At 67.6% G+C, this 21,997-nt stretch carries 23 protein-coding genes; 10 read left to right on the top strand and 13 right to left on the bottom strand.

The annotated features are described in order from the left end of the window. Positions 1-11 precede the first annotated feature (11 nt). From NM203_RS04185 to NM203_RS04160, 6 genes are all read left to right on the top strand, one after another. Positions 12-1,145, top strand: a complete 1,134-nt coding sequence (locus NM203_RS04185) for an XdhC family protein (RefSeq protein WP_255058422.1) — start codon at positions 12-14, stop codon at positions 1,143-1,145. Between the two features lie 203 nt (positions 1,146-1,348). Continuing rightward, positions 1,349-3,688 carry a xanthine dehydrogenase family protein molybdopterin-binding subunit gene (locus NM203_RS04180; protein ID WP_255059105.1) on the top strand — a complete coding sequence of 780 codons (2,340 nt, stop codon included), beginning with the start codon at positions 1,349-1,351 and terminating at the stop codon, positions 3,686-3,688. Between the two features lie 2 nt (positions 3,689-3,690). After that, entirely contained in the window at positions 3,691-4,377 is a 687-nt protein-coding gene (locus tag NM203_RS04175) for an SRPBCC family protein (RefSeq protein ID WP_255058421.1), read from the top strand. Beyond that, positions 4,374-5,249, top strand: a complete 876-nt coding sequence (locus tag NM203_RS04170) for an FAD binding domain-containing protein (protein WP_255058420.1) — start codon at positions 4,374-4,376, stop codon at positions 5,247-5,249. Before NM203_RS04175 ends, NM203_RS04170 begins: the two co-directional genes overlap by 4 nt. Further along, a complete protein-coding gene (locus NM203_RS04165) occupies positions 5,242-5,715 on the top strand; it encodes a (2Fe-2S)-binding protein (RefSeq protein ID WP_255058419.1) in 474 nt (157 codons plus the stop codon). Before NM203_RS04170 ends, NM203_RS04165 begins: the two co-directional genes overlap by 8 nt. Before the next feature lie 80 nt (positions 5,716-5,795). Next, positions 5,796-6,131 (top strand): DUF732 domain-containing protein, encoded by a 336-nt coding sequence (locus NM203_RS04160; protein ID WP_255058418.1) that lies wholly within the window; start codon positions 5,796-5,798, stop codon positions 6,129-6,131. Between the two features lie 6 nt (positions 6,132-6,137). On the opposite strand, the gene NM203_RS04155 is transcribed toward NM203_RS04160, so the two are convergent. After that, the gene (locus tag NM203_RS04155; RefSeq protein ID WP_255058417.1) at positions 6,138-6,977 is read right to left on the bottom strand and encodes an SDR family oxidoreductase; all 840 of its coding nucleotides are present in this window, start codon (positions 6,975-6,977) and stop codon (positions 6,138-6,140) included. Positions 6,978-7,251: 274 nt separating this feature from the next. On the opposite strand from NM203_RS04155, the gene NM203_RS04150 reads away from it, so the two are divergent. The 4 genes from NM203_RS04150 to NM203_RS04135 all read left to right on the top strand — a co-directional run bounded on the left by NM203_RS04150 (position 7,252) and on the right by NM203_RS04135 (position 9,803). Then, a complete protein-coding gene (locus NM203_RS04150) occupies positions 7,252-7,617 on the top strand; it encodes an intersectin-EH binding protein Ibp1 (RefSeq protein WP_255058416.1) in 366 nt (121 codons plus the stop codon). Positions 7,618-7,765: 148 nt separating this feature from the next. Beyond that, a complete protein-coding gene (locus NM203_RS04145; RefSeq protein ID WP_255058415.1) occupies positions 7,766-8,128 on the top strand; it encodes an intersectin-EH binding protein Ibp1 in 363 nt (120 codons plus the stop codon). Positions 8,129-8,190: 62 nt separating this feature from the next. Beyond that, entirely contained in the window at positions 8,191-8,352 is a 162-nt protein-coding gene (locus NM203_RS04140; RefSeq protein WP_255058414.1) for a hypothetical protein, read from the top strand. Then, complete coding sequence (locus NM203_RS04135) at positions 8,352-9,803, top strand: alpha,alpha-trehalose-phosphate synthase (UDP-forming) (RefSeq protein WP_255058413.1); 1,452 nt, start codon at positions 8,352-8,354, stop codon at positions 9,801-9,803. The genes NM203_RS04140 and NM203_RS04135 overlap by 1 nt, the downstream gene beginning before the upstream one ends. Positions 9,804-9,985: 182 nt before the next feature. Here the strand turns inward: NM203_RS04135 and NM203_RS04130 are convergent, their stop codons facing one another. The 12 genes from NM203_RS04130 to NM203_RS04075 all read right to left on the bottom strand — a co-directional run bounded on the left by NM203_RS04130 (position 9,986) and on the right by NM203_RS04075 (position 21,904). Beyond that, the gene (locus tag NM203_RS04130) at positions 9,986-10,480 is read right to left on the bottom strand and encodes an Rv1363c family protein (RefSeq protein WP_255058412.1); all 495 of its coding nucleotides are present in this window, start codon (positions 10,478-10,480) and stop codon (positions 9,986-9,988) included. Beyond that, positions 10,480-11,184: an Rv1363c family protein gene (locus NM203_RS04125; RefSeq protein ID WP_255058411.1), complete on the bottom strand. Its 705-nt coding sequence runs from the start codon at positions 11,182-11,184 to the stop codon at positions 10,480-10,482. Before NM203_RS04125 ends, NM203_RS04130 begins: the two co-directional genes overlap by 1 nt. Beyond that, positions 11,185-12,972, bottom strand: a complete 1,788-nt coding sequence (locus NM203_RS04120; protein WP_255058410.1) for a virulence factor Mce family protein — start codon at positions 12,970-12,972, stop codon at positions 11,185-11,187. It lies immediately after the preceding gene. Positions 12,973-13,000: 28 nt separating this feature from the next. Next, entirely contained in the window at positions 13,001-14,197 is a 1,197-nt protein-coding gene (locus tag NM203_RS04115; protein ID WP_255058409.1) for an MCE family protein, read from the bottom strand. After that, the gene (locus tag NM203_RS04110) at positions 14,198-15,604 is read right to left on the bottom strand and encodes an MCE family protein (RefSeq protein ID WP_255058408.1); all 1,407 of its coding nucleotides are present in this window, start codon (positions 15,602-15,604) and stop codon (positions 14,198-14,200) included. Next, a complete protein-coding gene (locus tag NM203_RS04105; protein ID WP_255058407.1) occupies positions 15,601-16,668 on the bottom strand; it encodes an MCE family protein in 1,068 nt (355 codons plus the stop codon). The genes NM203_RS04110 and NM203_RS04105 overlap by 4 nt, the downstream gene beginning before the upstream one ends. Further along, entirely contained in the window at positions 16,661-17,695 is a 1,035-nt protein-coding gene (locus NM203_RS04100) for an MCE family protein (protein WP_255059103.1), read from the bottom strand. The genes NM203_RS04105 and NM203_RS04100 overlap by 8 nt, the downstream gene beginning before the upstream one ends. After that, positions 17,695-18,897 (bottom strand): MCE family protein, encoded by a 1,203-nt coding sequence (locus NM203_RS04095; RefSeq protein ID WP_255058406.1) that lies wholly within the window; start codon positions 18,895-18,897, stop codon positions 17,695-17,697. Before NM203_RS04095 ends, NM203_RS04100 begins: the two co-directional genes overlap by 1 nt. Before the next feature lie 14 nt (positions 18,898-18,911). Then, the gene (locus NM203_RS04090; RefSeq protein ID WP_255058405.1) at positions 18,912-19,754 is read right to left on the bottom strand and encodes an MlaE family ABC transporter permease; all 843 of its coding nucleotides are present in this window, start codon (positions 19,752-19,754) and stop codon (positions 18,912-18,914) included. Positions 19,755-19,756: 2 nt separating this feature from the next. After that, positions 19,757-20,521 carry an MlaE family ABC transporter permease gene (locus tag NM203_RS04085; protein ID WP_255058404.1) on the bottom strand — a complete coding sequence of 255 codons (765 nt, stop codon included), beginning with the start codon at positions 20,519-20,521 and terminating at the stop codon, positions 19,757-19,759. Positions 20,522-20,778: 257 nt separating this feature from the next. Beyond that, positions 20,779-21,699: a 3-oxoacyl-ACP reductase gene (locus tag NM203_RS04080; RefSeq protein ID WP_255058403.1), complete on the bottom strand. Its 921-nt coding sequence runs from the start codon at positions 21,697-21,699 to the stop codon at positions 20,779-20,781. Between the two features lie 13 nt (positions 21,700-21,712). After that, entirely contained in the window at positions 21,713-21,904 is a 192-nt protein-coding gene (locus NM203_RS04075) for a ferredoxin (RefSeq protein WP_255058402.1), read from the bottom strand. Positions 21,905-21,997: the final 93 nt, after the last annotated feature.

The raw sequence follows: 21,997 nt of genomic DNA, 5'->3' as shown, positions 1-21,997 counted from the left end.
ACACTTGGTCGATGCGTGACGTACTCGACGAACTCGCGTCGGTCTGGCGCGCCGGTGGCACCGCAGGCCTGGCCACCGTCGTACGCACCCTGCGCTCCGCACCGCGTCGGGCCGGGGCGGCCATGGTCGTCTCCCCCGACGGTTCGGTGGCCGGTTCGGTGTCGGGCGGCTGCGTCGAGGCGGCGGTGTACGAGATGGCCACCGAGGTGGTCGCGACGGGGACGCCGGTGCTGCAGCGCTACGGCATCAGCGACGACGACGCGTTCGCCGTCGGCCTCACCTGCGGCGGCACCATCGACATCTTCGCCGAACCGGTGTCGGTGGAGACGTTCCCGCAACTCGGTGCCGTGGTCGACGCGATCGCCGCGCACCGGCCGACGGCGGTTGCGACCGTCATCGCCCACCCGGACCCCAGTCGACTCGGTCGCCGGCTCGTCATCGGCGCCGATACCGTCGACGGCTCACTGGGGTCGTCGCGCGCCGACGACGCGGTCGGCGACGACGCGCGCGGCATGCTCGTCGCGGGCAGCACGGGGGTCCTGGTCTACGGACCGGACGGCGAGCGCCAGGGTGCCGGTATGGAGGTCTTCGTCGCCAGCCACGCACCGCCACCGCGCATGATCGTCTTCGGCGCCATCGACTTCGCCGCGGCGCTCACCAGGCAGGCCGCCTTCCTCGGCTACCGCGTCACCGTGTGCGATGCGAGACCCGTATTCGCCACGGCAGCAAGGTTTCCCGCGGCCGACGAGGTTGTCGTCGACTGGCCGCATCGCTATCTGCGCGCGCAGGCCGACGCCGGTGCACTGGACTCGCGCACGGCGATCTGCGTGTTGACCCACGATCCGAAGTTCGACGTCCCGGTGCTCGAGGTGGCCCTTCGGCTGGAGCTCGGCTACATCGGCGTGATGGGTTCTCGCAAGACCCATCTGGACCGGGTGGACCGACTGCGCGCCGCCGGCCTGACCGACGACGAACTGAGCCGGATGTCGAGCCCGCTCGGCCTCGACCTCGGGGCGCGTACCCCCGAGGAGACCGCGGTGTCCATCACCGCGGAGATCATCGCGCGGCGGTGGGGTGGCCAGGGCCGGCCACTCGCCGAGGTCGACGGCCCCATTCACCACGAACGCACGATCTTCGGTCCGTAAAACCGGCCGTACGTGCGGAAATGCCACTCTCTCTTTTTGGCACACCGCCTCTCCGTGTACGATAACGGCACTCGTCCACGTTGTGACAGCTATCACTTACACGCGCAAGTGATACAGGGAGGACCGCCCAGGTGACGACCGCTACGCCCGAGACTCCGCCATCCGCTCCAGACGCCGTCAGTCCCCGCTACTCCGGCACCCGGATGCCGCGGGTCGAGGACACCCGACTGCTGACGGGCAAGGGGACGTTCGTCGACGACGTGATGCGCCCCGGCATGCTGCACGCCTGCTTCGTCCGCAGCCCGTTCGCTCGCGCCACCATCACGAACATCGACACGGCTGCAGCCCTCGCCCTGCCGGGGGTGCACGCGGTGTTCACCGCCGCGGACATCAACGACGACGTCGTCGAAGCGTGGCACGCCGTCGCGGGCAAGGACATTCCCGACACCCCTCGGCCGCCACTGGCCGTCGGCGAGGTGAAGTTCGTCGGCGATCCGGTTGCGCTCGTCGTCGCCGACAGCCGGTACCTCGCCGAGGACGCCGTCGACCTCGTCGACGTGGATTACGAACCGCTGCCCGCCGTCGCGGACTTCCGCAAGGCGGTAGGGGGCGCGGCCGCCGGAGTTCCGGTCGTGCACGAGGCCTACCCCGACAACGTCGCGGGAGGCATGGGCGGCGCACCGCCGGACGAGGAGCTGTTCGCCACCGCCGCCCACGTCGTGTCCGAGCACATCTATCAGCAGATGTACGTTCCGGTGCCGATGGAGACCCGCGGCATGGTCGCCGAATGGAGTGGCAGCACAGAGGAACTCACGGTCTGGGCGTCCACCCAGACGCCACACGAGCTGCGCGCCTTCGCCGCCCGTCTGCTCGGTATCCCCGCCCAGCGGGTCCGCGTCATCATGCGCGACACCGGTGGTGCGTTCGGGCAGAAGGTCGTCCCGATGCGCGAGGACATGTGCATCCTGCTGGCGGCCCGCAAGGTGTCCGCGGCCTTGAAGTGGATCGAGGACCGCCGCGAGAACCTGATGTCCGCAGGCCAGTCCCGGCACGTCGACGGCACCGTGCGGATGGCGTTCGACGAGGACGGGAAGATCCTGGCCGCCGACATCGACTTCGTGCAGGACGTCGGGTCCTACCCGACGCCGTACCCCGTGCTCACCACGGCCGCCATCGGCATGTTCTTCCCTGGACCGTACCGGGTGCCGAAGGCGAGCTTCAACTACAAGACGGTGTTCTCCAACACTCCCGGCCTGCACGCCTACCGCGGGCCGTGGCAGTACGAAACCCTCACGCGGGAAATGCTTCTCGACTCAGCGGCGCGCAAGATCGGGATGGACCCCGTCGAGCTGCGCCGCATCAACATCCTGCGCGGCGACGAGATGCCGTTCTTCAATCCCAACGGAATGCCCTACGACAACTGCGCGCCCGCCGACACCTTCGAGCAGGCCGTCAAGATCCTCGATCACGAGGGCTTCCGCAAGGAGCAGGCCGATGCGCTGGCCGAGGGCCGCTACATCGGCCTCGGTTTCTCGGCCTACATCGAGCCCACCGGCGCCGCGACCGGCCATCTCGCGACCGAGGGCGCGACCGTCCGCATGGAGTCGACCGGCAAGATCAACGTCTACGTCAACGGCGGTTCGGCGGGCAACAGCATCGAGACGACCGTGGTCCAGCTGACCGCGGATGCGTTGGGCGCCGACATCGACGACGTGTCCACCATCCAGGGCGACACCGCGGTCACGCCCTACGGTGCGGGCACGCAGGGCAGCCGCAGCGCACCCATGACCGCCGGAGCGGTGAACGAGGCGGGCACGATCCTGCGGGGGCAGATCATCGCGATCGCCGCTCAGATCCTGGGGGTGGAGCCCGACGCCGTCGAACTCGCCGACTCCCGTGCGACGGTGCGGGATTCCGTCGGGGGCGAGGCGAAGAGCGTGAGCTTCGCCGACATCGCCTACCGGTCGTACTACGAGCCCGCACAGCTCGGCGGCGTGTCGCCGACACTGGAGGCCACCGCCCGCTTCAACTCGCAGGCGATGATCCACTGGGCCAACGCGACTCACGTCTGCACGTGCGAGGTGGACATCGAGACCGGCCACGTGACCCTCACCCGCTACATCGTGAGCGAGGACGTGGGTCCGATGATCAACCCCAACGTCGTCGAGGGCCAGGTCGCGGGCGGCACGGTGCAGGGTATCGGCGGCGCCCTGCTCGAACACCTCGCATACGACGACGCGGGTAACCCCGTCGCCTCGACGTTCGTCGACTACCTGCTGCCGACCGCCACCGAGGTCCCGCCGATCGAGTTCGGGCACGTCGAGATTCCCGGTCCCGGTGTCGGCGGCTACAAGGGCGCGGGTGAGGGCGGCGCGATCGGGTCGCCGCCAGCGGTCATCAACGCCGTCAACGACGCGCTCGCACCGCTCGGGGTGACGGTGACGCAGCTGCCCGCGTCCCCGGCCGCCATCGTCGCGCTCATAGAAGCCGGCGGGCAGGAGCGAAGCGACCGGGGAATCGAACAAGCTGGAAAGGACCATTAGACGTGGAACTGAACAACGAATTCCGGGTGGCCGTACCCCTGGCCGAGACCTGGGAGGTGTTCACCGACGTCGAGCGCGTCGCGCCGTGTCTGCCGGGTGCCACGCTGCTGTCGGTCGACGGCGACGAGTTCACCGGCGCGGTGAAGGTCAAGGTCGGCCCGATCACCGTGTCCTACCAGGGCGTGGCCGCGTACAAGGAGAAGGACGAGGCCGGGCGCCGGATCGTGCTGCGCGCCGAGGGCAAGGAGACCCGCGGCAACGGCACCGCGGCGGCGACCGTCACAGCGCAACTCAGGGACGAGGGTGACGCGACCCACGTGGCCATCACCACCGACCTGGCGATCTCGGGTAAGGCGGCGCAGTTCGGCCGCGGCGTGCTCGCGGACGTGTCGGGCAACCTCATCGCGCAGTTCGCCAGGACCCTCGAGGCCGAACTCGTCGGCGGGTCGACCGCCACGGCGGCGCCCACCGCGGAAACCGCCGCGGCGGCGGCGCTGCCGGCCGACGACTCGGTGGACCTGCTGAAGGTCGTGGCGCTGCCGGTGGCCAAGCGATTCGCACCCGTGCTCGCCGGACTCGCGGCCGGTGTCGCGGTCGGCTTCCTCGTCGGGCGCAGGCGCAAACCGGTCCATCCGGCGGCCGTGAAGACCGACGAGTTGCTCGCGGCGCTGTCGAAGCTGCTGTCGTGAAAGCCGCACCGTTCGCGTATCACCGGGCCGATTCGGTCAAGGACGTCGTCGAGCTGCTCACCGAGTACGGCGACGACGCCAAGATCCTGGCGGGCGGCCAGAGCCTGGTGCCGATGCTGGCGATGCGGCTCACCCACTTCGAGCACCTGGTCGACATCTCCAGGGTCGCGGAGTTGCAGGGCATCGACCTGGTCGACGGCGACGTCGTGGTCGCCGCGGGCACCCCGCACGCGCTGGTGGGCATGGATGACGAAGTGGCCGAGTCGGTTCCACTGCTGACCGCGGTGACACCGCACATCGGGCACTTCCAGATCCGCACCAGGGGCACACTCGGCGGCGCCGTCGCACACGCCGATCCCGCGGCGGAGTACGCGGCTGCGGCACTCGCCCTCGACGCGACGATCGAGGCCACGTCCGCCCGCGGCGACCGGGAGATCCCGGCGGCCGAGTTCTTCACCGGGCTGTGGGAGAACGCGTTGGCGCCCGACGAGATCCTGCGTGCCGTGCGCTTTCCGGTGTGGTCCGGACGCTGCGGTTTCGCCGTGCACGAATTCGCAAGGCGACACGGTGATTTCGCCATTGCAGGCGCGACCGTCGGAGTTCAGCTGGACGACGACGACGTCGTCACCCGTTGCGGTATCGGCCTGCTGGGGCTGGGCTCCACTCCCGAGCGCGGCAGCGCGGCGGAGCGGGCGATCACCGGTCGGCCCGTCTCCGACGTCACCGCCGAGGAGATCGGCGCACTCGCCATGTCGGAGCTCACCGACGTGCCGTCCGACCTCCAGGGGTCGGCGTCCTACCGCACCAGGGTCGGCGCCGCGATGGTCGCGCGCGCCTGGACCGACGCCATGAGGGAGGCGCTCGATGCATGACGTTCCGGTCGGCCTGTCGGTCAACGGTCGCCGTTTCGAGGCCGTCGTAGAGCCGCGCCTGACGCTCGCGGACTTCCTGCGCGAGAAGTGCGGGCTGACCGGCACCCACCTCGGGTGCGAGCACGGCGCCTGCGGTGCCTGCACGGTCCTGCTCGACGGGCAGGCCGTTCGCGCCTGCCTGCTCTTCGCCGTCCAGGTCGACGGCCAGGAGATCACGACGGTCGAGGGCCTGGCGTCACCCGACGGCCAGCTCTCGCCGGTGCAGGCCGCCATGCGGGACTGCCACGGGCTGCAGTGCGGCTTCTGCACGCCGGGCTTCGTCACCTCCATTACGGCGTTGCTGCGCGACAATCCGCAGCCCACGGACGCCGAAATCCGCGAGGGGTTGTCCGGTAACTTCTGTCGGTGCACCGGGTATCAGGGCATCGTCAACGCCGTGCACAAGGCGGCCGAGGCCCGGCAGTAACGCCTCGACACCCGCCGTCGATAGGCAACGAGACGTTTGCCGACGTACTGTTGGCTTTTGATCTGGGACAGGGGATACACATGGGAATGAAGCTCATCCTGGCGGCAGCGGTCGTCGCCGTCGGAACCGCTTCGGCCCTCGCTGCACCCGCGACGGCCGAGCCCGCGGACCCGAACCAGGAGCAGCGCGACGAGTTGTTCGCCAAGGCCGTTCGCGAGAAGGGCCTTCGAATCAGCGCTAACGAGGCGATGGACATCGCCCAGTCGACGTGCGATGTACTCAAGCGCGGCAAGCCGGTGTATCAGGCGCTCGAGCACGTCAAGAACGCGACCGGCTGGACGAACGAGAAGGACATCACGGCACTCGGCCAGCTGGGAGTTCAGGCGTACTGCCCGGCGGCCCTTCCCGCGTCGTAACCCGGCTCAGTTCACGACGCCGCGCAGGCCGTCGGCGCCGAAGACCGGCTCGAGCATGGCGGACATGTCGGGTCCGCGACGCAGGCAGTGCCCACCGTCGACGTTGATCACCTGTCCGGTGATCCACGAGGCGGCGTCACTGAGCAGGAACACCGCGGCGTTCGCGATGTCCTCGACCTCACCGGGGCGGGTCAGCGGAGTGCAGCTCGCGTAGTCGGCGCTGATCTCGGGCGAATCCAGAATGGGCGCAACCATATCCGTCTTGATCAAGCCGGGCCGGATGCTGTTGACGCGGACCTTCGACGGGCCGAGTTCGTCGGCGGCCAGCATCATGAGGTGATCCAGCGCGGCCTTGCTCGGGCCGTATGCGGCGAACCACCGGTGGGTGTTGCTCGACGCGATCGACGAGATCCCGACGAATGAGCCGCCGCCACCGCGCACCATCTCACGCGCGCTGTGCTTGAGCACGTACATGGTTCCGTTCACGTTGAGGTCGACGGTCTGCCGCCAGCCCTCGGAATCCACCTGCGTCAGGGGCCCGATGGTCAACGAGCCGCCCGCGCAGTGCACAACGCCGTCGAGCCGCTCGTGCCACGCGGTTGCGGCGTCGACAACCGCCGCGACCTGGTCCTCGTTGGTGATGTCGGCGGGCTCGTAGCGCGCCTCGCCGCTGTCGTCGCCGCGCTGCGCGTTGATCTCCTCGACGGCCGACGCGAGCTTGTCGGCGTTGCGGCCCACCAGCATCGCGTTGCCGCCGGACGCCACCACCTCCGCGGCGACGCCCTTGCCGATACCACTACCGCCGCCGGTCACGATGTACGTCCGGCCTGCCAACGAAAGCTGCACCGCTATCCTCCGCGTCGAGAAGTTCAGAAGCTGGAAATTGGAACACGTTCTCGTTTATCGAACCATGCTCGGCCGCCGTGTCATAGGGCGACTCGGCAGGGAGATCGGAGGCGATCGTCAGCAAATCCACAATGGCTACTCAGGAGACTTCCAGAAATGGCACGGCCGCACCATTTCGATCGTGTGTCCCGCGGTGAAATCACCGCTCACCGCGTATTCTCGTCCATGCAGTCACCCTGCGAGATGGACCAACACCTCTAGACGAAGGCGTGCCATGGCTACTATTGATTCCCGCGTCGGAACCAGCGTCTCGCTCCGGCGCCTGATTCTGGCCGGCGGCTTCGCGCTCGCGGTCGCCGCAGCGCCCGTCATCGCCGCGCTCGGGGTCTCGGCGTCCGGTCCGGCGGTCGCGGCGTGCCCCGGCGGCGAGACCGAGGACACGTTCACCGGGTCCTGCACCCCGGACCTGGTACCCAACTCGCCGGAGTTCGGCCAGACCTCTCCCGCCGGGGGGCTGCCCGAGATCAGCGGCGTCCCGTGCACCGGCGCCAACAGCGGTCAGTGCCTGGGACTGGCCGAGGAGCAGCAGGCCGAGGGACCCCAGCCGATCCCCCGTTCGACCGTCAGCTCGAGCCCGTAAGCACGCGCTGGCGGAGGCCCGGCGTCGGCGGGTGGTCGCGACTTTGCGCGACACCCGGGGCGGGAACTGTGCGAACGTGTGCAGATTCCTGGCAGCTTCCATAGAATTCTCCCGACGACCCGGTCAATAACCGACAGAAAGCGTGACGATGGCGATCTCCGACTTCTCAGCCCGACGACTTGTCCTTGCGGGTGGCTTTGCCCTCGCGCTCGCGGCTGCACCCGCCGTCGCCGCGTTCACGGCCCCCGCGCCCGCGCCCGGCGTGGTCGCAGAGGGCTGCTCCGGCGGCGAGGAGGCGGACACCTTCACCGGCAACTGCATCCCCCACACCGTGCCCAGCTCGCCGTTCAGCTCCATCCCCGGCAATCCCGACATCCCGGCGATCGACGGCATCCCCTGCACCGGCGCGAACAGCGGCCAGTGCATCGGCCTCGCCGAGGACGCGCCGCAGTACGTGCCGCCCACATCCAGCGAGAGCAACACCCCGACCGCTACCGGTTCCATCGGTTAGCGCTACCGGCCATTGGTCCAACCTCTAGGCGGCTCCGTCTCGGAGTCGCCTAGAGTTGTCTCATGGCAGCCAAGACTGAAGCCGACATCGATGATGTCGAACCCGTAGCCGACGACACCGCGAGCCAAGCCCGCCGAGTGGTCGCCGCGTACGCCGAGGACGCCGACGAGTGCAGGGTCTTCCTCTCGATGCTGGGTATCGGGCCGGCGAAGCTCGACGCGTAGTGACGCCTGGAGGCGGCAAGAGCGCCGACTCCGGGACCGCCGACTTCGTGGTGGTCGCCAACCGGCTGCCCATCGACATGGAGCGCCTACCGGACGGGTCGACGACGTGGAAGCGCAGCCCCGGCGGGTTGGTCACCGCACTCGAACCGCTCCTACGTAAACAGCGCGGCGCATGGATCGGCTGGCCGGGAATCACCGACGGTGACGAGGAGCCGATCGTCGAGGACGGCCTGTCGTTGCGGCCGGTCCGACTGTCCGCCGACGACTTCGAGCTGTACTACGAGGGCTTCTCGAATGCCACCCTGTGGCCCCTCTACCACGACGTCATCGTCAAACCCGTGTACCACCGCAACTGGTGGGACACCTACGTCGACGTGAACCGTCGGTTCGCCGAAGCGACGGCCAAGTCCGCCGCGAAGGGCGCCACCGTCTGGGTCCAGGACTACCAACTGCAGCTCGTGCCCAAGATGCTGCGCGAGCTGCGGCCCGATCTCACCATCGGGTTCTTCCTGCACATTCCCTTTCCACCCGTCGAGCTCTTCATGCAGATGCCGTGGCGCACCGAGATCATCGAAGGACTGCTCGGCGCCGACCTCGTCGGTTTTCACCTGCCCGGCGGAGCCCAGAATTTCCTGTTCCTCGCACGACGGCTGGTGGGAGCCAACACGTCACGCGGCACGGTCGGGGTGCGCTCGCGATTCGGTGAGGTTCAGGTCGGATCCCGGACGGTGAAGGTGGGCGCCTTCCCCATCTCGATCGACTCCGCCGACCTCGACGCCAAGGCCCGCAACCGCACGGTCCGGCAGCGGGCCCGCGAGATCCGCGCGGAACTCGGCAACCCGCGCAAGGTGCTGCTGGGCGTCGACCGACTCGACTACACCAAGGGCATCGACGTTCGGCTGTACGCGTTTTCGGAGCTCCTCGACGAGGGCCGGATCAACGCCGACGACACGGTGCTCGTCCAGTTGGCCACGCCCAGCCGCGAGCGAGTCGAGAGCTACAAGGAGATGCGCGAGGACATCGAGCGGCAGGTCGGCCACATCAACGGCGAGTACGGCGAAGTGGGCCACCCCGTGGTGCACTACATCCATCGGCCGCTGCCACGCGACGAGCTGGTGGCGTTCTTCGTCGCCGCCGACGTCATGTTGGTGACCCCGCTTCGGGACGGGATGAACCTTGTCGCCAAGGAGTACGTGGCCTGCCGCAGCGATCTCGGCGGCGCGCTGGTGCTCAGCGAGTTCACCGGCGCCGCAGCCGAATTACGCCAGGCGTACCTGACCAATCCGCACCACCTCGACGGCGTCAAGGATTCCATCGAGGCCGCGGTGAATCAGGAACCCGAAGAGGGCAGGCGTCGGATGCGCGCCCTACGTCGTCAGGTGCTGGCGCATGACGTCGACCGCTGGGCGAGATCGTTCCTCGACGTGCTGGAATCCACCAGAAGCAGCTAGATCGGACAGCCCTGACGCGGAACTCGCGGCATCCGGCCTCCGTTTCTGCGGGAGGGTCGTGATCCGTCGAGGAGTACCGCCCACACGCAGAACTCGAGGTAACCGGCGTCCGCTTCTGCACCAGGGTCGTTGGCTCGCGACCACCGCGCGACCGTCGCGCAGAAATCGTTGATGCAAACCAGCTAGATCGGCTGGATGTACTTGATCTTCCACTCGCCGCGCTGCTTGGTGTAGTCGACGCGCAGCCGGCTACCGTCGTACACCGGCTGCTTGGACTTGTCGGTGACCGTGCGGTTCAGGAACACCAGCACCGAGCCCGAATCACGTTGCGCGTCGAGCATTCCCGCGCCGACGACGTTGGCCTGCGTGACGAGCTGACGCTCGCGCGCCTGGGGGATGATCTCCTTCTGGGCGCGGTTCTCGAACTCGACCTTGTAGTCGTCGGTGAGCAGGAGCGCAGCGGTGTTCAGGCTACCCTCGACCGTCTGGTAGTCGAACCCGAAGATCTGCGGAACCTGCTCAGTCGCCAACGCGGGCAACGCGTCCCGTGTCTCCTTGGCGCCCTCGGCCTGCACGCCCTCCCAGAAGACGTAGCCACCGAGTCCGCCGAGTCCGACCACGACGACGGCCAGCAGCACTCCGACGACGGCCAGCAGCCTGCGCACGGCGAGCGACATCAGTTACCCCCGTCCGGGTACTTGAGGTCGTAGCCAGACATCGTTCCGTCGTCGGCCTCGTGCACGATGACGCGCAGCCGGTACGGCTTGGACGGTGCGTTCACCCCGTCGATGTCGGTCACGGTGACCCGCACCGCCACCAACACCGAGGCGTTCTTGGCGATCTCGTCGACCTTCTCCAGGGCCGCGCCGCTGACGACCGCCTCCGAGTCCGCCTGCGTCTGCTTGAAGATCGCCTTCAGATTGTCCTTGTTGTTGCCCTGCGCCATCATGTCCCGAAGCGGACCGCTGATCCCGTTGTAGAACCGGTCGACGCTCTCGTCGATGGTGTTCTGGGTGTAGCTGAACATGTTCACCACGGTCTGCTCCGCGGTGCTGACGAACAGCTGGTCCCGCTTCTCGACCGCGCCCGCGTGCCGGAGCTGAACGGCCCCGTAGGCGATCGCGCTACCGAGGGCGAGCGCGAGCACCGTCAGCACCGAGAACCAGCCCAGGGCGACACGACCGCGCGACGGTTGCCTGCGCGGCGGCGGCGCGGCGGTGCTCACCCGCTGCTTCGGGGGCGTGACAGGCTTCTCCAGCTTGATTCCGAGCGCCGCGGGCCCGACCTCGTCGCTCGCGGGGCCTGCGGCGCGAGACGCGCGACGACGCGTCGAGGATCGAACCGCGGGCCGGGCTTCGGCCTGGGTGTCGTCCGAACCCATTTACACCTTCCGTGGATCCAGCAGCATCAGGTCAACCCAGTTCTCCGCACCCGTGGCCTTGTCCATGCCGGCCGCGAAGACACCGGTCCCCCCTGCGGGGTCGACGAAGACGCCCGTCCTGGAATCGTACGTCGCCGTCGCAGGCCCACCGGCCATCGGCTGGTCACCGGGCGGCGGGGGAACCGGCGGCTGCCCTACTTCCGCGGGCAGCAGCGGTCCCTGCCCCGGAGGCAGCTCGGCGGGAGCCGGGGCCGGAACCGCTGCATCGGCAGGCGGTGGGGCCGGCGCTCCGGGTGGCGCCTGCCTGCCGTACGGCGGCAGCACCTGGTCCTGCGGCGCGAAGAACGGCCACGGTGCAGGCTGCGGACCCGGCTGATTCGGCGGTACCGGCAGCGGGAACGGCGCGTGCGGAGCTGGGCCGGGACCCGGTGTCACGCCGGGTGGCAGCTGCACCGACGGCGCTCCGGGGTCGTAGTCCGCGTACGGCGGGATGAACGGGAACTTGTTGGGCGGCGCCAGGTTACGGCCATCCGGCTCGTAACGCTGGTCCTCCGACTGACCCATCGGCGTGCCGTATGGGATCGGCGGCCCGCGCCACGGGTTGGTGCCGATCGGCACGTAGCCGACCGGGTCGCGGCACAGCTGCACCGTCGGCGCACGCTTGCCGGGGAACTCCTGGCACGGGTAGTTGCGTGCCCCTCGCACCACCGACGCGTCGTTCTGCGCCGTCTTGCAGTACAGGTCGGTCGGCAGCTCGCGCAGCGTGGTGTCGGCAGGCGACCGGATCAGCGGCGGCGGAATGAAGCCCGTCGAGCACGGCGGCGGATCACCGAGGTCCACCTTGAAGTCCAGCTTGCCACCCTCGTCGGCGGGCAGTCCGCCACCGACGGTGACGAGTGCGGCCATCAGAGCGGGGAAGATCACCAGCGCCTGCTCGATCGACTTCCGGTAGATGACGCCGATGCGGCCGACGTTCGCGAGATTGGCAGCCAGCATCGGGAAGTTCGGCCGGATGCCGTCGAACGTCTCGTTGGCGGCCTGCGTCGCACCCGGCACGGTCTCCAGCACCGACCGCAGCTGCGGATCGGCGTTCGCCACCTCGCCGGTGAACCGCGCCAGTCCCTCCGCGAGCGACTTGATGTCGTCGCCGCTGCGGATCTGCGCGTCGAGGAACGGACCCGTCTGATCGATCAGCTGGATCGTCTGGTCGTAGTTCGCGTTGGCTTCGTCGACCAGGAGCCGCGACGACGAGATCAGCCGCGATAGTTCCGGGCCGGATCCGTTGAACGCCTTGAACGTCTCCCGCAGCAGTTCCTGCAGCTTGCTGTCGCCGATGCTGCTGACCAGGTTGTCCGCCTGAGTCAGCAGACCCGCGATGTCCTGGCCGACGGCGGTCCTGTCGACGTCGATGGTGGAGCCGTTGGCCAGCATCGTGTTCGACGCGTTCTCCGGAGGCACCAGGTCGATGTACTGCTCGCCGACCGCGGAAACGCTCTTGACGGTCGCGGTGACGTTCTCCGGGACGGGCGTCCCCGAGTTCAACCGCATGTCGGCGACGATGCCGTCGTTCGTCAGACCGACCGACTCGACGCGGCCGACGGTCACGCCGCGGTAGGTGACGTTCGCGTTCGGGTAAAGGCCGCCGCCGACAACGAAATTGGCCTTGACCTTGTAGCTGCCGATGCCCAGCGCCGACGGCACGTGCAGGTAGAAGACCGAGATCGCACCGACGCACAGCACGGTGACGATCGAGAAGATCGTGAGTTGAAAACGGGTGAGCCGATTCATCCGTTGTCCCGTCGCTTCGCTCGCCTCATCAGGGCACCGCTTCCGTGTGCTGAGTCGCCGTGCCCGGCGGGATCTGGAACGGGTCGGCCGCCTGCCCGGACAGGTTCGACATGGCTCCGGTGAGGAAGTCCGGCGGATTGACGACCTCGTCCATCCGCTTCATGTTCGGGTCCAGTCCCGCCGATGTGGTGAAGACCGACTCGCCGAGGCGTCGCACGGTGAGGTCGAACGTGACGAACACGTTCAGGTAGTCACCGCGAACCGCATTGCGCAGGTACTTGTAGTGGAACGGGAACGTCGGCAGCAGTTCCAGATCGGAGATGAAGTCGTCGGCGTTGTCGTTGAACGCCTTGATCACCGGGTAGAGGTCCTTGAAGTTCGCCGCCAGGTCGTCGGAGGTCTGCGACAGCACGTTCGAGGCGATCTCCGCGAAACTCCGCAGCGCGGTGAACGCGTCGACGATGTTGGCCCGGTTGTCGTTGAGCACCTTCAGCGCCTCGGGCAGCGAATCGAGGGTGCGGCCCAGGGAGTCCTTGCTGCGCGCCAGGATTCCCGCGAAGCGGTCCAGTCCCTCCGCCGCCGAGATGATGTCGCTGGTCTGCTGGTCGAGCGAGGTGGTGAGCTCGGCGAGACGCGGCAACAGGTCGGCGAACTGTCCGGTCCGGCCCGCCACCGCGGCGTAGGTCTCGTCGCTGATGTCCTGCAGCGCGCCGAGATTGCCCTTGTTGACCACCACGCCGAGCGAGGACAGCACCTCTTCGGTGGTGGGGTAGCGACCGGTCTGCTCGATCGGGATGTTGGATCCCTCGCGCAGCCTGCCCCGCCCGGCCTGGTCGACCGGCCGCGCCAGCTCGACGTGCTGGGAGCCGAGCAGCGACGTCTGCGCGACGGTCGCCGTCGAGTTGTCCGGCAGGTCGACGTCGGAGTTCAACGACAGCTTGACCGCCGCGAAGAACGTGCCGTCGGGACGCTGGACCGCGTCGATGCCCGACACACTGCCGACGGTCACGTCGTCGACCATGACGGGCGAGTTCTGCGGCAGCGTCGCCACATCGGGCAGTTCGACGGTGATGGTGTACGAGCCGGACCCGTGCCCCTGGGTGCCGGGCATGTCGATCGAGTTCAGCCCTCCGAACGAGCACCCCGCCAGCAGTAGCGCGCCCGAGCCGAGCGCCACCACACTGCGACCGCAGCGCAACGCCTTGGCGGTCAACGGTTTACGCATCTAGCCGCCCCCCTGCTCGCTGGGCAGGGGTTCCCCCGGTGCGGGACCGGGAAGCGGACCCGCCCCCATCGGCGAGGGCGCCGGAACCGGACCGGCCGGCGAGATCTGACCGGGCACCGCGGGCGGCGGCAGGATCAGGTCGCTGAGGTTGCCGTCGGGCGACGTTGTAGGCGGGATCACTCCTGGCGCCGGCTGCCACTGCAGATACGGCACCGGCGTCTGCGCCTTGGCCTGGGTCTCAGGGGTGTCGTAGATGATCTGGCCCTTGTACGCGGTGATGCTGTTGATCGGGTGGAACAGCACCGGCGGGTAGTTCATGGTGATGCGCTTGAGCACCGGACCCATGCGCTGCCTGCAGATCTCGGCGCGCTTGAAGTTGTCCGGCGACGCGCCGACGTCGAAGGTGCCACCGCAGATGAACTGCACCGGGTTGGCGAAGTTGGGCAGCGACAGCAGGCCGCCGACCGTGCCCTGCGCGGGGTTGTAGATGTTGTAGAAGTTCGCCAGGCCGTTCGGCGTGATGTGCAGGACCTGCTCGATGTCGTCGCTGTGCTCGGTCAAGAGGTTGGTGAAATCGGTCAGCTTGGAGATCTGACCGATGAGCGCCGAATTGTTCTCGTTGAGGAAGCCCTTGACGTCTCCGAGGGCCTGATTCAGCGTGCCGAGCGTCGCGTCCAGATCCGTCGACGCGTCCGCGAGCACCTGCGACACCGAGGCGACGTGGTTGGAGAACTGGACGATCTGCTCGTTGCTGTTCGACAGCGCGTTGACGAGAACCTGCAGATTGCGGATCGTGCCGAACAGATCGGTACGCGAATCCCCCAGCCGCCCAGCGGTTTGCGACAGCTCGCGGATCGCGTTGCGGAACGAGTCGCCGTTGCCGTCGAACGTGTCGGCGGCCTGGTTGACGAACTCGGTCAGCGGACCCTGCATGGAACCCTGCTGCGGCCCCAATTGGGTGCTCAGTTGCGTGAGCTGTTCCTTGACCTCATCCCATTCGACGGGAACACCGGTGCGGTCCAGGCCGATCTCGGTGTCGTCCGCCAGCGCCGGTCCGTCCGTGTAGGCCGGGGTGAACTGAATGAAGCGGGCCGACACCAGGTTCGGCGAGATGATGATCGCCTTGGCGTCGGCGGGCAGCGTGACGCCGTCCTCCACCTTCATGGTGATCTTCACGTCGCCGGCCCGCGGCTGGATGGATTCGATCTTGCCGACCGGCACGCCGAGCACCCGGACGTCGTCGCCGGGGTACAGACCGACGGCATTGGTGAACAGGGCCGTCACGGTGCGGCCCTGTCGCGAGGGCCACAGCAGGTAGGCGCCGCCGATGATCCCGGCGAGCAGCATCGCCACCACGGCGAGGCGCAGCCAGCGTGAGCGCGAGGGCGTCGAGTTGTCGTGGGTCATGGCGTCTTCGGCCTGATGATCATGCGCTCCGAGATGTATCCACGCAGGTAGTCGGCGAGGCTGTCGGGCAGCTTGCCCGGTTGGAAGTAGGTGTCCAGCAACACTTCCGACAGCGTCGCGGGAGGCAGGCCGTACAGGTTGATCTGGAAGCCGGGGCCGGAGCCGACGACCTCGCCGAGGGCGGTGGCGTACGGCGGCAGCCTGCGCAGCGCCTCGCCGATGTGCTCCCGGCGTTCGAGCAGGTTGTCCAGCACGGCGTTGAGCTTCTCGAGGGCCGGCTTGAACTCGCGCCGGTTGTCGGCGACGAAGCCCGAGAGCTGTTGGGAGACGTCGTCGATACCGGAGATGAGCTGGCTCAGTGCCTGCCTGCGCTCGTCGAGTGCGGCGAACAGCAGGTTGCCCTCGGTGATCAGCTGGTTGACCTGGCCGGACCGCTGCGCCAGCGTGTCGGACACCCGCTTGGCGTGCATCAGCAGCTGATCGAGTGCCTCGTCGCGCTTGTTGAGGCTGCGCGACAGGTTCGCGACCCCGTCCAGCGCGCCGCGCAACTGCGGGGTGGCGTCCCTCAGCGTCGACGTCAGCGTCTGCAGGGCCTGCTCGAAGCGCGGCTTGTCCAGCTCGCTGGCGTTGCCGCCGAGGTCCTGCAGCGCGGTGTTGAGGGTGTACGGAGTCGTGGTGCGCCCCAACGGGATCGACGTGACGCTGCCCGCACCCTTCGGTGTGACGTTCAGCGATCTCTCACCGAGCACCGTGTCGGTCTTGATGGCCACCAGCGACTGGTCGCCCACCTTGATCTTGCGGTCGACGGTGAAGTTCACCTTGGCCGAGTTGCCGGCCAGCGCCACGCTCGACACCTTGCCGACGGTGATGCCGGAGATGTTCACGTCGTTACCGGGCGTGATGCCGCCGGCGTCGGCGAAGAAGGCCTCGTAGTTCTTGCCCTGCGGCCAGAACGGCAGCCCCGTGTAGCCGAAGGACACCAGCACCAGCATCGTCACCAGGGCGATGCCGAAGATGCCGGTACGGATCGGATTGCTTCCGTCCTGTGAGCCGAAACTAGCCATTGTCCGAGCACCTGCCCTTCGACGGGTCGGGCGGACCACCGAACGGGATGAGGATGTCACTGCCGGCGGGGCCGTTGATCTTCATCCGGATCGAGCAGTAGTAGATGTTGAAGAACGACCCGTAGGCGCCGAGTGCGTTGAGCCGCAGGTAGTTCTCGGCCAGCGGCTCGATGACCTTGTTGACGTCGGCCTTGCGCTCGTCCATCCGCTGCGCGAACGGGCGGAGGTTCTCGATGACGCCCTGGATGGGCCTGCGCCCCTTCTCCAACGTGTTGGTCAGCTCGCTGGACGCCGTGGCGAGCGGCGGGATGGCCCCCGCGATCGGGTCGCGGTTCTCGGCGAGTCCGCTGACGAGCTGCTGGAGTTGGTCGACGCTGGCGTCGAACTGGGCGCCCTTGTCGTCGATCGTCGCGAGCACGGTGTTCAGGTTGTTGATCACGTCGCCGATCAGCTGATCGCGGGCGGCCAGATCCTGGGTGAACGTGCTCGTCGTGGTGAGCAGCGTGGACAGCGCACCGCCCTGCCCCTGCAGCAGTTCGATGACCGCGTTGCTGACCTCGTTGATCTTGTCGCCGTCGAGTCCCTTGACCACCGGCCGCAGGCCGCCGAGCAGTGCGTCGAGATCGAGAGCGGGCTGGGTGTTCTCCTTGGCGATCGTCGAACCCGGAGGCAGCTTCTTCAATTCGCCCGGCCCGGAGAGGATCTCGAGGTAGCGGTCGCCGACCAGGTTCTCGTAGCGCACCGCCGCGCGGGTCGAGCTGTACAGCTGGTAGCGCTTGTTGACGTCGAATTCGACGTCCACGGTGTTGTCGGGGTTGAGCGAGATGCCCTTCACTGAGCCGACGGGCACACCCGCGATCCGGACGTCCTGGCCCGACTTCAGCCGGGACGCCTCGCTGAACGTCGCGTGATAGGTCTGGCCGGAGGCGAAACGGAACTGGCCGAACACGACCACCAGTCCCGCGGCCACCAACAGCATGACGGCGGCGAACACGCTCACCTTGATGAGAACCGCGCGATGTCCTATCACCAGTCGTCCCGTTCTGCGAACGCACCGTTGAACAGGAACTGCAGGGTCGACGGCGCGTCGAACTGCAACTCGGTGTTCGGTTCGAACGGGATGTACGCGTTGTCGGTCACCAGGAACGGCGTGTGGTACCAGGAGCCGCCGTACTGCTTGGTGGGCACGTCGGGGAGGCCGCGGCAGTTGGGACCACCCGAGGCGTTCACGATCGGCAGGCTCTCCGGGAAGGTGTAGGCGGGTGCGCCCGGCAGGAAGTTCGAGGCGACGAACAGACCCGGCCGGATACCGCCGATGACGGGTGCGAAGGTGTCGAGCGCCTTCTTGGTGCCCTTGATCGTGCAGGGCAGCACCGGCGAGTACTCGCCGAGGACGTTGAGGGGTGCGCGCAGTCGCTGGATCGCGGCGATGAAATCCTCGGCGGCCGGCTCGAGCGTCGCCGCGCCGTTGTTGGCCAGCCCGGTCGTGGCCAGCAGCGTGGCGTTCAGATTGTCCTGCTGGTCGACGATCGTCTCGCTGAGCGCGGGGGCGTTGTCGAAGATCCGCGCGAGGTCGGGTGCCGCGTCGCCGTAGATGTTGGCCACGACGCCGGTCTGACGCAGATCGTCCTGAAGCGTGGGCAGCTTCGGATTGAGCTGCTGCAGATAGTAATTCAGCCCGGACAACGTGGCGCCCAGGTTGTCACCGTTACCGCGCAGCCCCTCGCCCAGCGCGGTGAACGTCGCGTTGAGGTTGACCGGGTCGATCTTCTTCAGGACGTCGGTGAGCGTCTGGAACAGCGTGTTGACCTCGAGCTGCACGGACGACGCCGCGACCTGCGCACCCGGCCTCAGCGGGTTGCGCGAGGGATTGTCGGGCGGGAGGAACTCGACGGCCTTGGCACCGAACACGGTGGTGCCGCCGATCCGGACGTCGGCGTTCGAGGGGATGTACGCCATCTGACTGCTGTCGATCAGCAGGGTGAGCTTCGCCTGATCCCCGGCGTACTCGATGTCCTTGACCTTGCCGATCTGGATGCCGCGGTACTTGACCTTCGCGTCGGTCTCCATCACCAGGCCGGCCCGCGGCGACGTCACGGTGACCGTGTCGACCGACGTGAAGAACGCGGTGTACGAGAGGTAGGTGAAGACGGTGGCGGCCAGCAGCAGCACGCCGAGGATCGCCGCAGCGATCCGAACGTGGCTGCGCTTCGCGTCACCTCCTGCCATCTTTCGACCCCGCCCTATCCCGAGAGGTTGAAGTTGCCGGACGCTCCGTAGACGGCGAGCGAGATGAACAGGACGATCGTCACGACGACGATGAGCGAGGTGCGTACGGCCTGGCCGACCGCGATGCCGACGCCGACGGGCCCACCGGATGCGTTGTAGCCGTAGTACGTGTGCACGAGCATCACGGCTATCGACATGATGATGGCCTGGAGGAACGACCACAGCAGGTCGCTCGGCACCAGGAACGTGTTGAAGTAGTGGTCGTAGAGACCCGCCGACTGACCGTTGATGAACACCGTCGTGAAACGGGCGGCGAAGAACGCCGCCAGCACCGACAGCGCGTACAACGGCACGATCGCGATGAGCCCCGCGATCAACCGCGTCGACACCAGGTACGACACCGAGTGCACGGCCATCGCCTCGACGGCGTCGATCTCCTCCGCCACGCGCATGGCGCCCAGCTGTGCCGTCGTACCCGCCCCGATCGTGGCGGCCAGCGCGATGCCCGCGATGACCGGCGCGACGATGCGCACGTTGAGGAACGCCGAGAGGAAGCCCGTCAGCGCTTCGATGCCGATGTTGCCCAGCGAGGAGTAGCCCTGCACGGCGATGACGCCGCCGGATGCCAGCGTCATGAACGCCGCGACCCCGACCGTGCCGCCGATCATCACCAATGCGCCTGTGCCCATGGTCATCTCGGCGATCAGCCGGATGGTCTCCTTGCGGTACCGGGTGAGCGCGTTCGGGATGTAGCGGATCGACTCGCCGTAGAAAAGCGCCTGCTCGCCGATGCCGTCGACGGACTTCGGGACGCCGCGGAAGAAGCGGCGTAACCGGATGGTGGCGTCATAGCTCACGACTACTTCACCAGCACTCTCACGCCGATCGCCGTCATGATCACGTTGATCACGAACAGGCAGATGAACGCGTACACCACCGTTTCGTTGACCGCGACGCCGACGCCCTTCGGGCCGCCCTGCACGGTGAGCCCGCGGTAGCAGCCCACCAGGCCGGCCATCACGCCGAAGAGCAGTGCCTTGACCTCGGCGAGTAGCAGCTCCGGCAAGCCGGTCAGGACGGTGAGCCCGTTGATGAAGGCACCGGGATTCACGCCCTGCAGGAAGACCGAGAAGACGTAGCCGCCGGAGAGGCCGATGGCGCACACCAGGCCGTTGAGTAGCAGCGCCACCAGGGTCGACGCGAGGACGCGGGGGACGACGAGCCGATGGATCGGGTCGATGCCGAGGACCCGCATCGCGTCGATCTCCTCGCGGATGGTCCTCGCTCCGAGGTCGGCGCAGATGGCCGTCGCGCCGGCACCCGCGACGACGAGGACGGTGACGATCGGGCCGAGCTGGGTGATGGTGCCGAACGCCGTACCCGCACCGGACAGGTCGGCGGCGCCGATCTCGCGGAGCAGGATGTTGAGCGTGAACGCCACCAGCACGGTGAACGGAATCGCGACCAGCAGCGTCGGCACCAGCGACACGCGCGCGATCATCCAGGTCTGCTCGAGGAACTCGCGAAGCTGAAACGGGCGACGGAACATCTTCACGAACGTGTCGAAGGACATCTCGACGAATCCACCCACGGCTCGAGCCGGAGCCGCAAGCTGTTCGATCAACCTCGGCTCCGTTCTCGGGTGGGGATGGATAGACATTTTGGGCGAAGAGTCCGGGAACTCTCACCGAAATTGCCGAACCGCCCCATCTTTAAGCGTTGCTCTTAGTGAGCCGGCTCATACTAACTAGAACGTGTTCGCAGTGTCAAAGAACCGACATATCGGCCGCCATAAGGTCGTTTATGCTGGTCAACGCCACTGTGACACAGGTCATTCTAGAACGTGTTCTACCCCGCCAAAGCGCGCTTCGAATGAGACGTTCAGTCTCGCGACGCCATTAGCGCGTTGGCCGAGAAACCCACTTCCGGGTCGCGGTCAGCAAAGTAGTCACGCAGCGTTGCGTCGAGGTCGGCGGCGGCCCACGCGTCCGATGTCGCAGTGAACTGCTGCTCGACAACGGGCGCTGCCACCAGCGTCACCGTCGGACCATAGACGATGAACAGTTGTCCGTTCACCCCTTCGGAGGCCGGCGACGACAGGAACCGCACCAGCGTCACGACGTGTTCGGGAGACAGCGCGTCCACCTGGCCGTCCGTCAGTTCGGGCGCGTCGCCGAAGACGTCGGCCGTCATCGCGGTCCTGGCGCGCGGCGCGATCGCGTTGGCGCGCACCCCGTAGCGGCCGAGAGCCCTTGCCGCGGTGAGGGTCAGCGAGGTGATGCCCGCCTTGGCCGCGCCGTAGTTCGCCTGGCCGACCGGCCCGACAAGGCCCGCCTCCGACGAGGTGTTGACGATGCGGCCGTACACCTGGCCCCCGTTGGCCTTCGCCTTGTCGCGCCAGTAGGTGGCGGCGTTGCGGGTGAGCAGGAAGTGGCCGCGCAGATGCACGGCGATCACCGCGTCCCAGTCCTCGTCGGACATGTTGAACAGCATGCGGTCGCGGGTGATGCCCGCGTTGTTCACGACGATCGACAGTCCGCCGAGTCCGTCGGCGGTCGCGACGAGTTCGTCGGCGGTGCTGCGCTCGCTGATGTCACCGGGTACCGCAACGCCCTTGGCACCGGCTGCAGCTATCTCGGCGAGCACATCGGAGGAGTCCAGCGCGGGGGCGATGTCGTTCACCACGACGGTGGCGCCGGCACGTGCCAGCCCGATGGCCTCGGCCCTACCGAGTCCCGCGGCGGCACCCGTGACCACCGCGACCAGGCCGGACAGATCTGACGCGTCAGAGTTCGTGCTCAATTTACGAATACCTCTAGTCTTTGCGGAGCAGAGCGGCTCTTGGGCATTCCTGGATGGACTGCTCCGCCAGCTCCTCCTGGTCTTCCGGAACCGGATCGGCCTTGACGACGGCGTAGTCGTCGTCGTCGAGATCGAACAGGTCCGGGGCGATTCCCACGCATACCGCATTGCCTTCGCAGCGGTCGCGATCGACTATTACGTGCACGACAAACCTCCCTGCAGTACTCGCTTCAACCGTGTGCCGGTCAGAATACGACGTCACCTGGTAGGTGCCAGTGCGACACCGCCCTGGACCCCA

Source organism: Mycolicibacterium arenosum, from assembly GCF_024320865.1.
Lineage (GTDB): Bacteria > Actinomycetota > Actinomycetes > Mycobacteriales > Mycobacteriaceae > Mycobacterium > Mycobacterium arenosum.
This window is presented reverse-complemented; position numbering and strand designations above follow the sequence as displayed.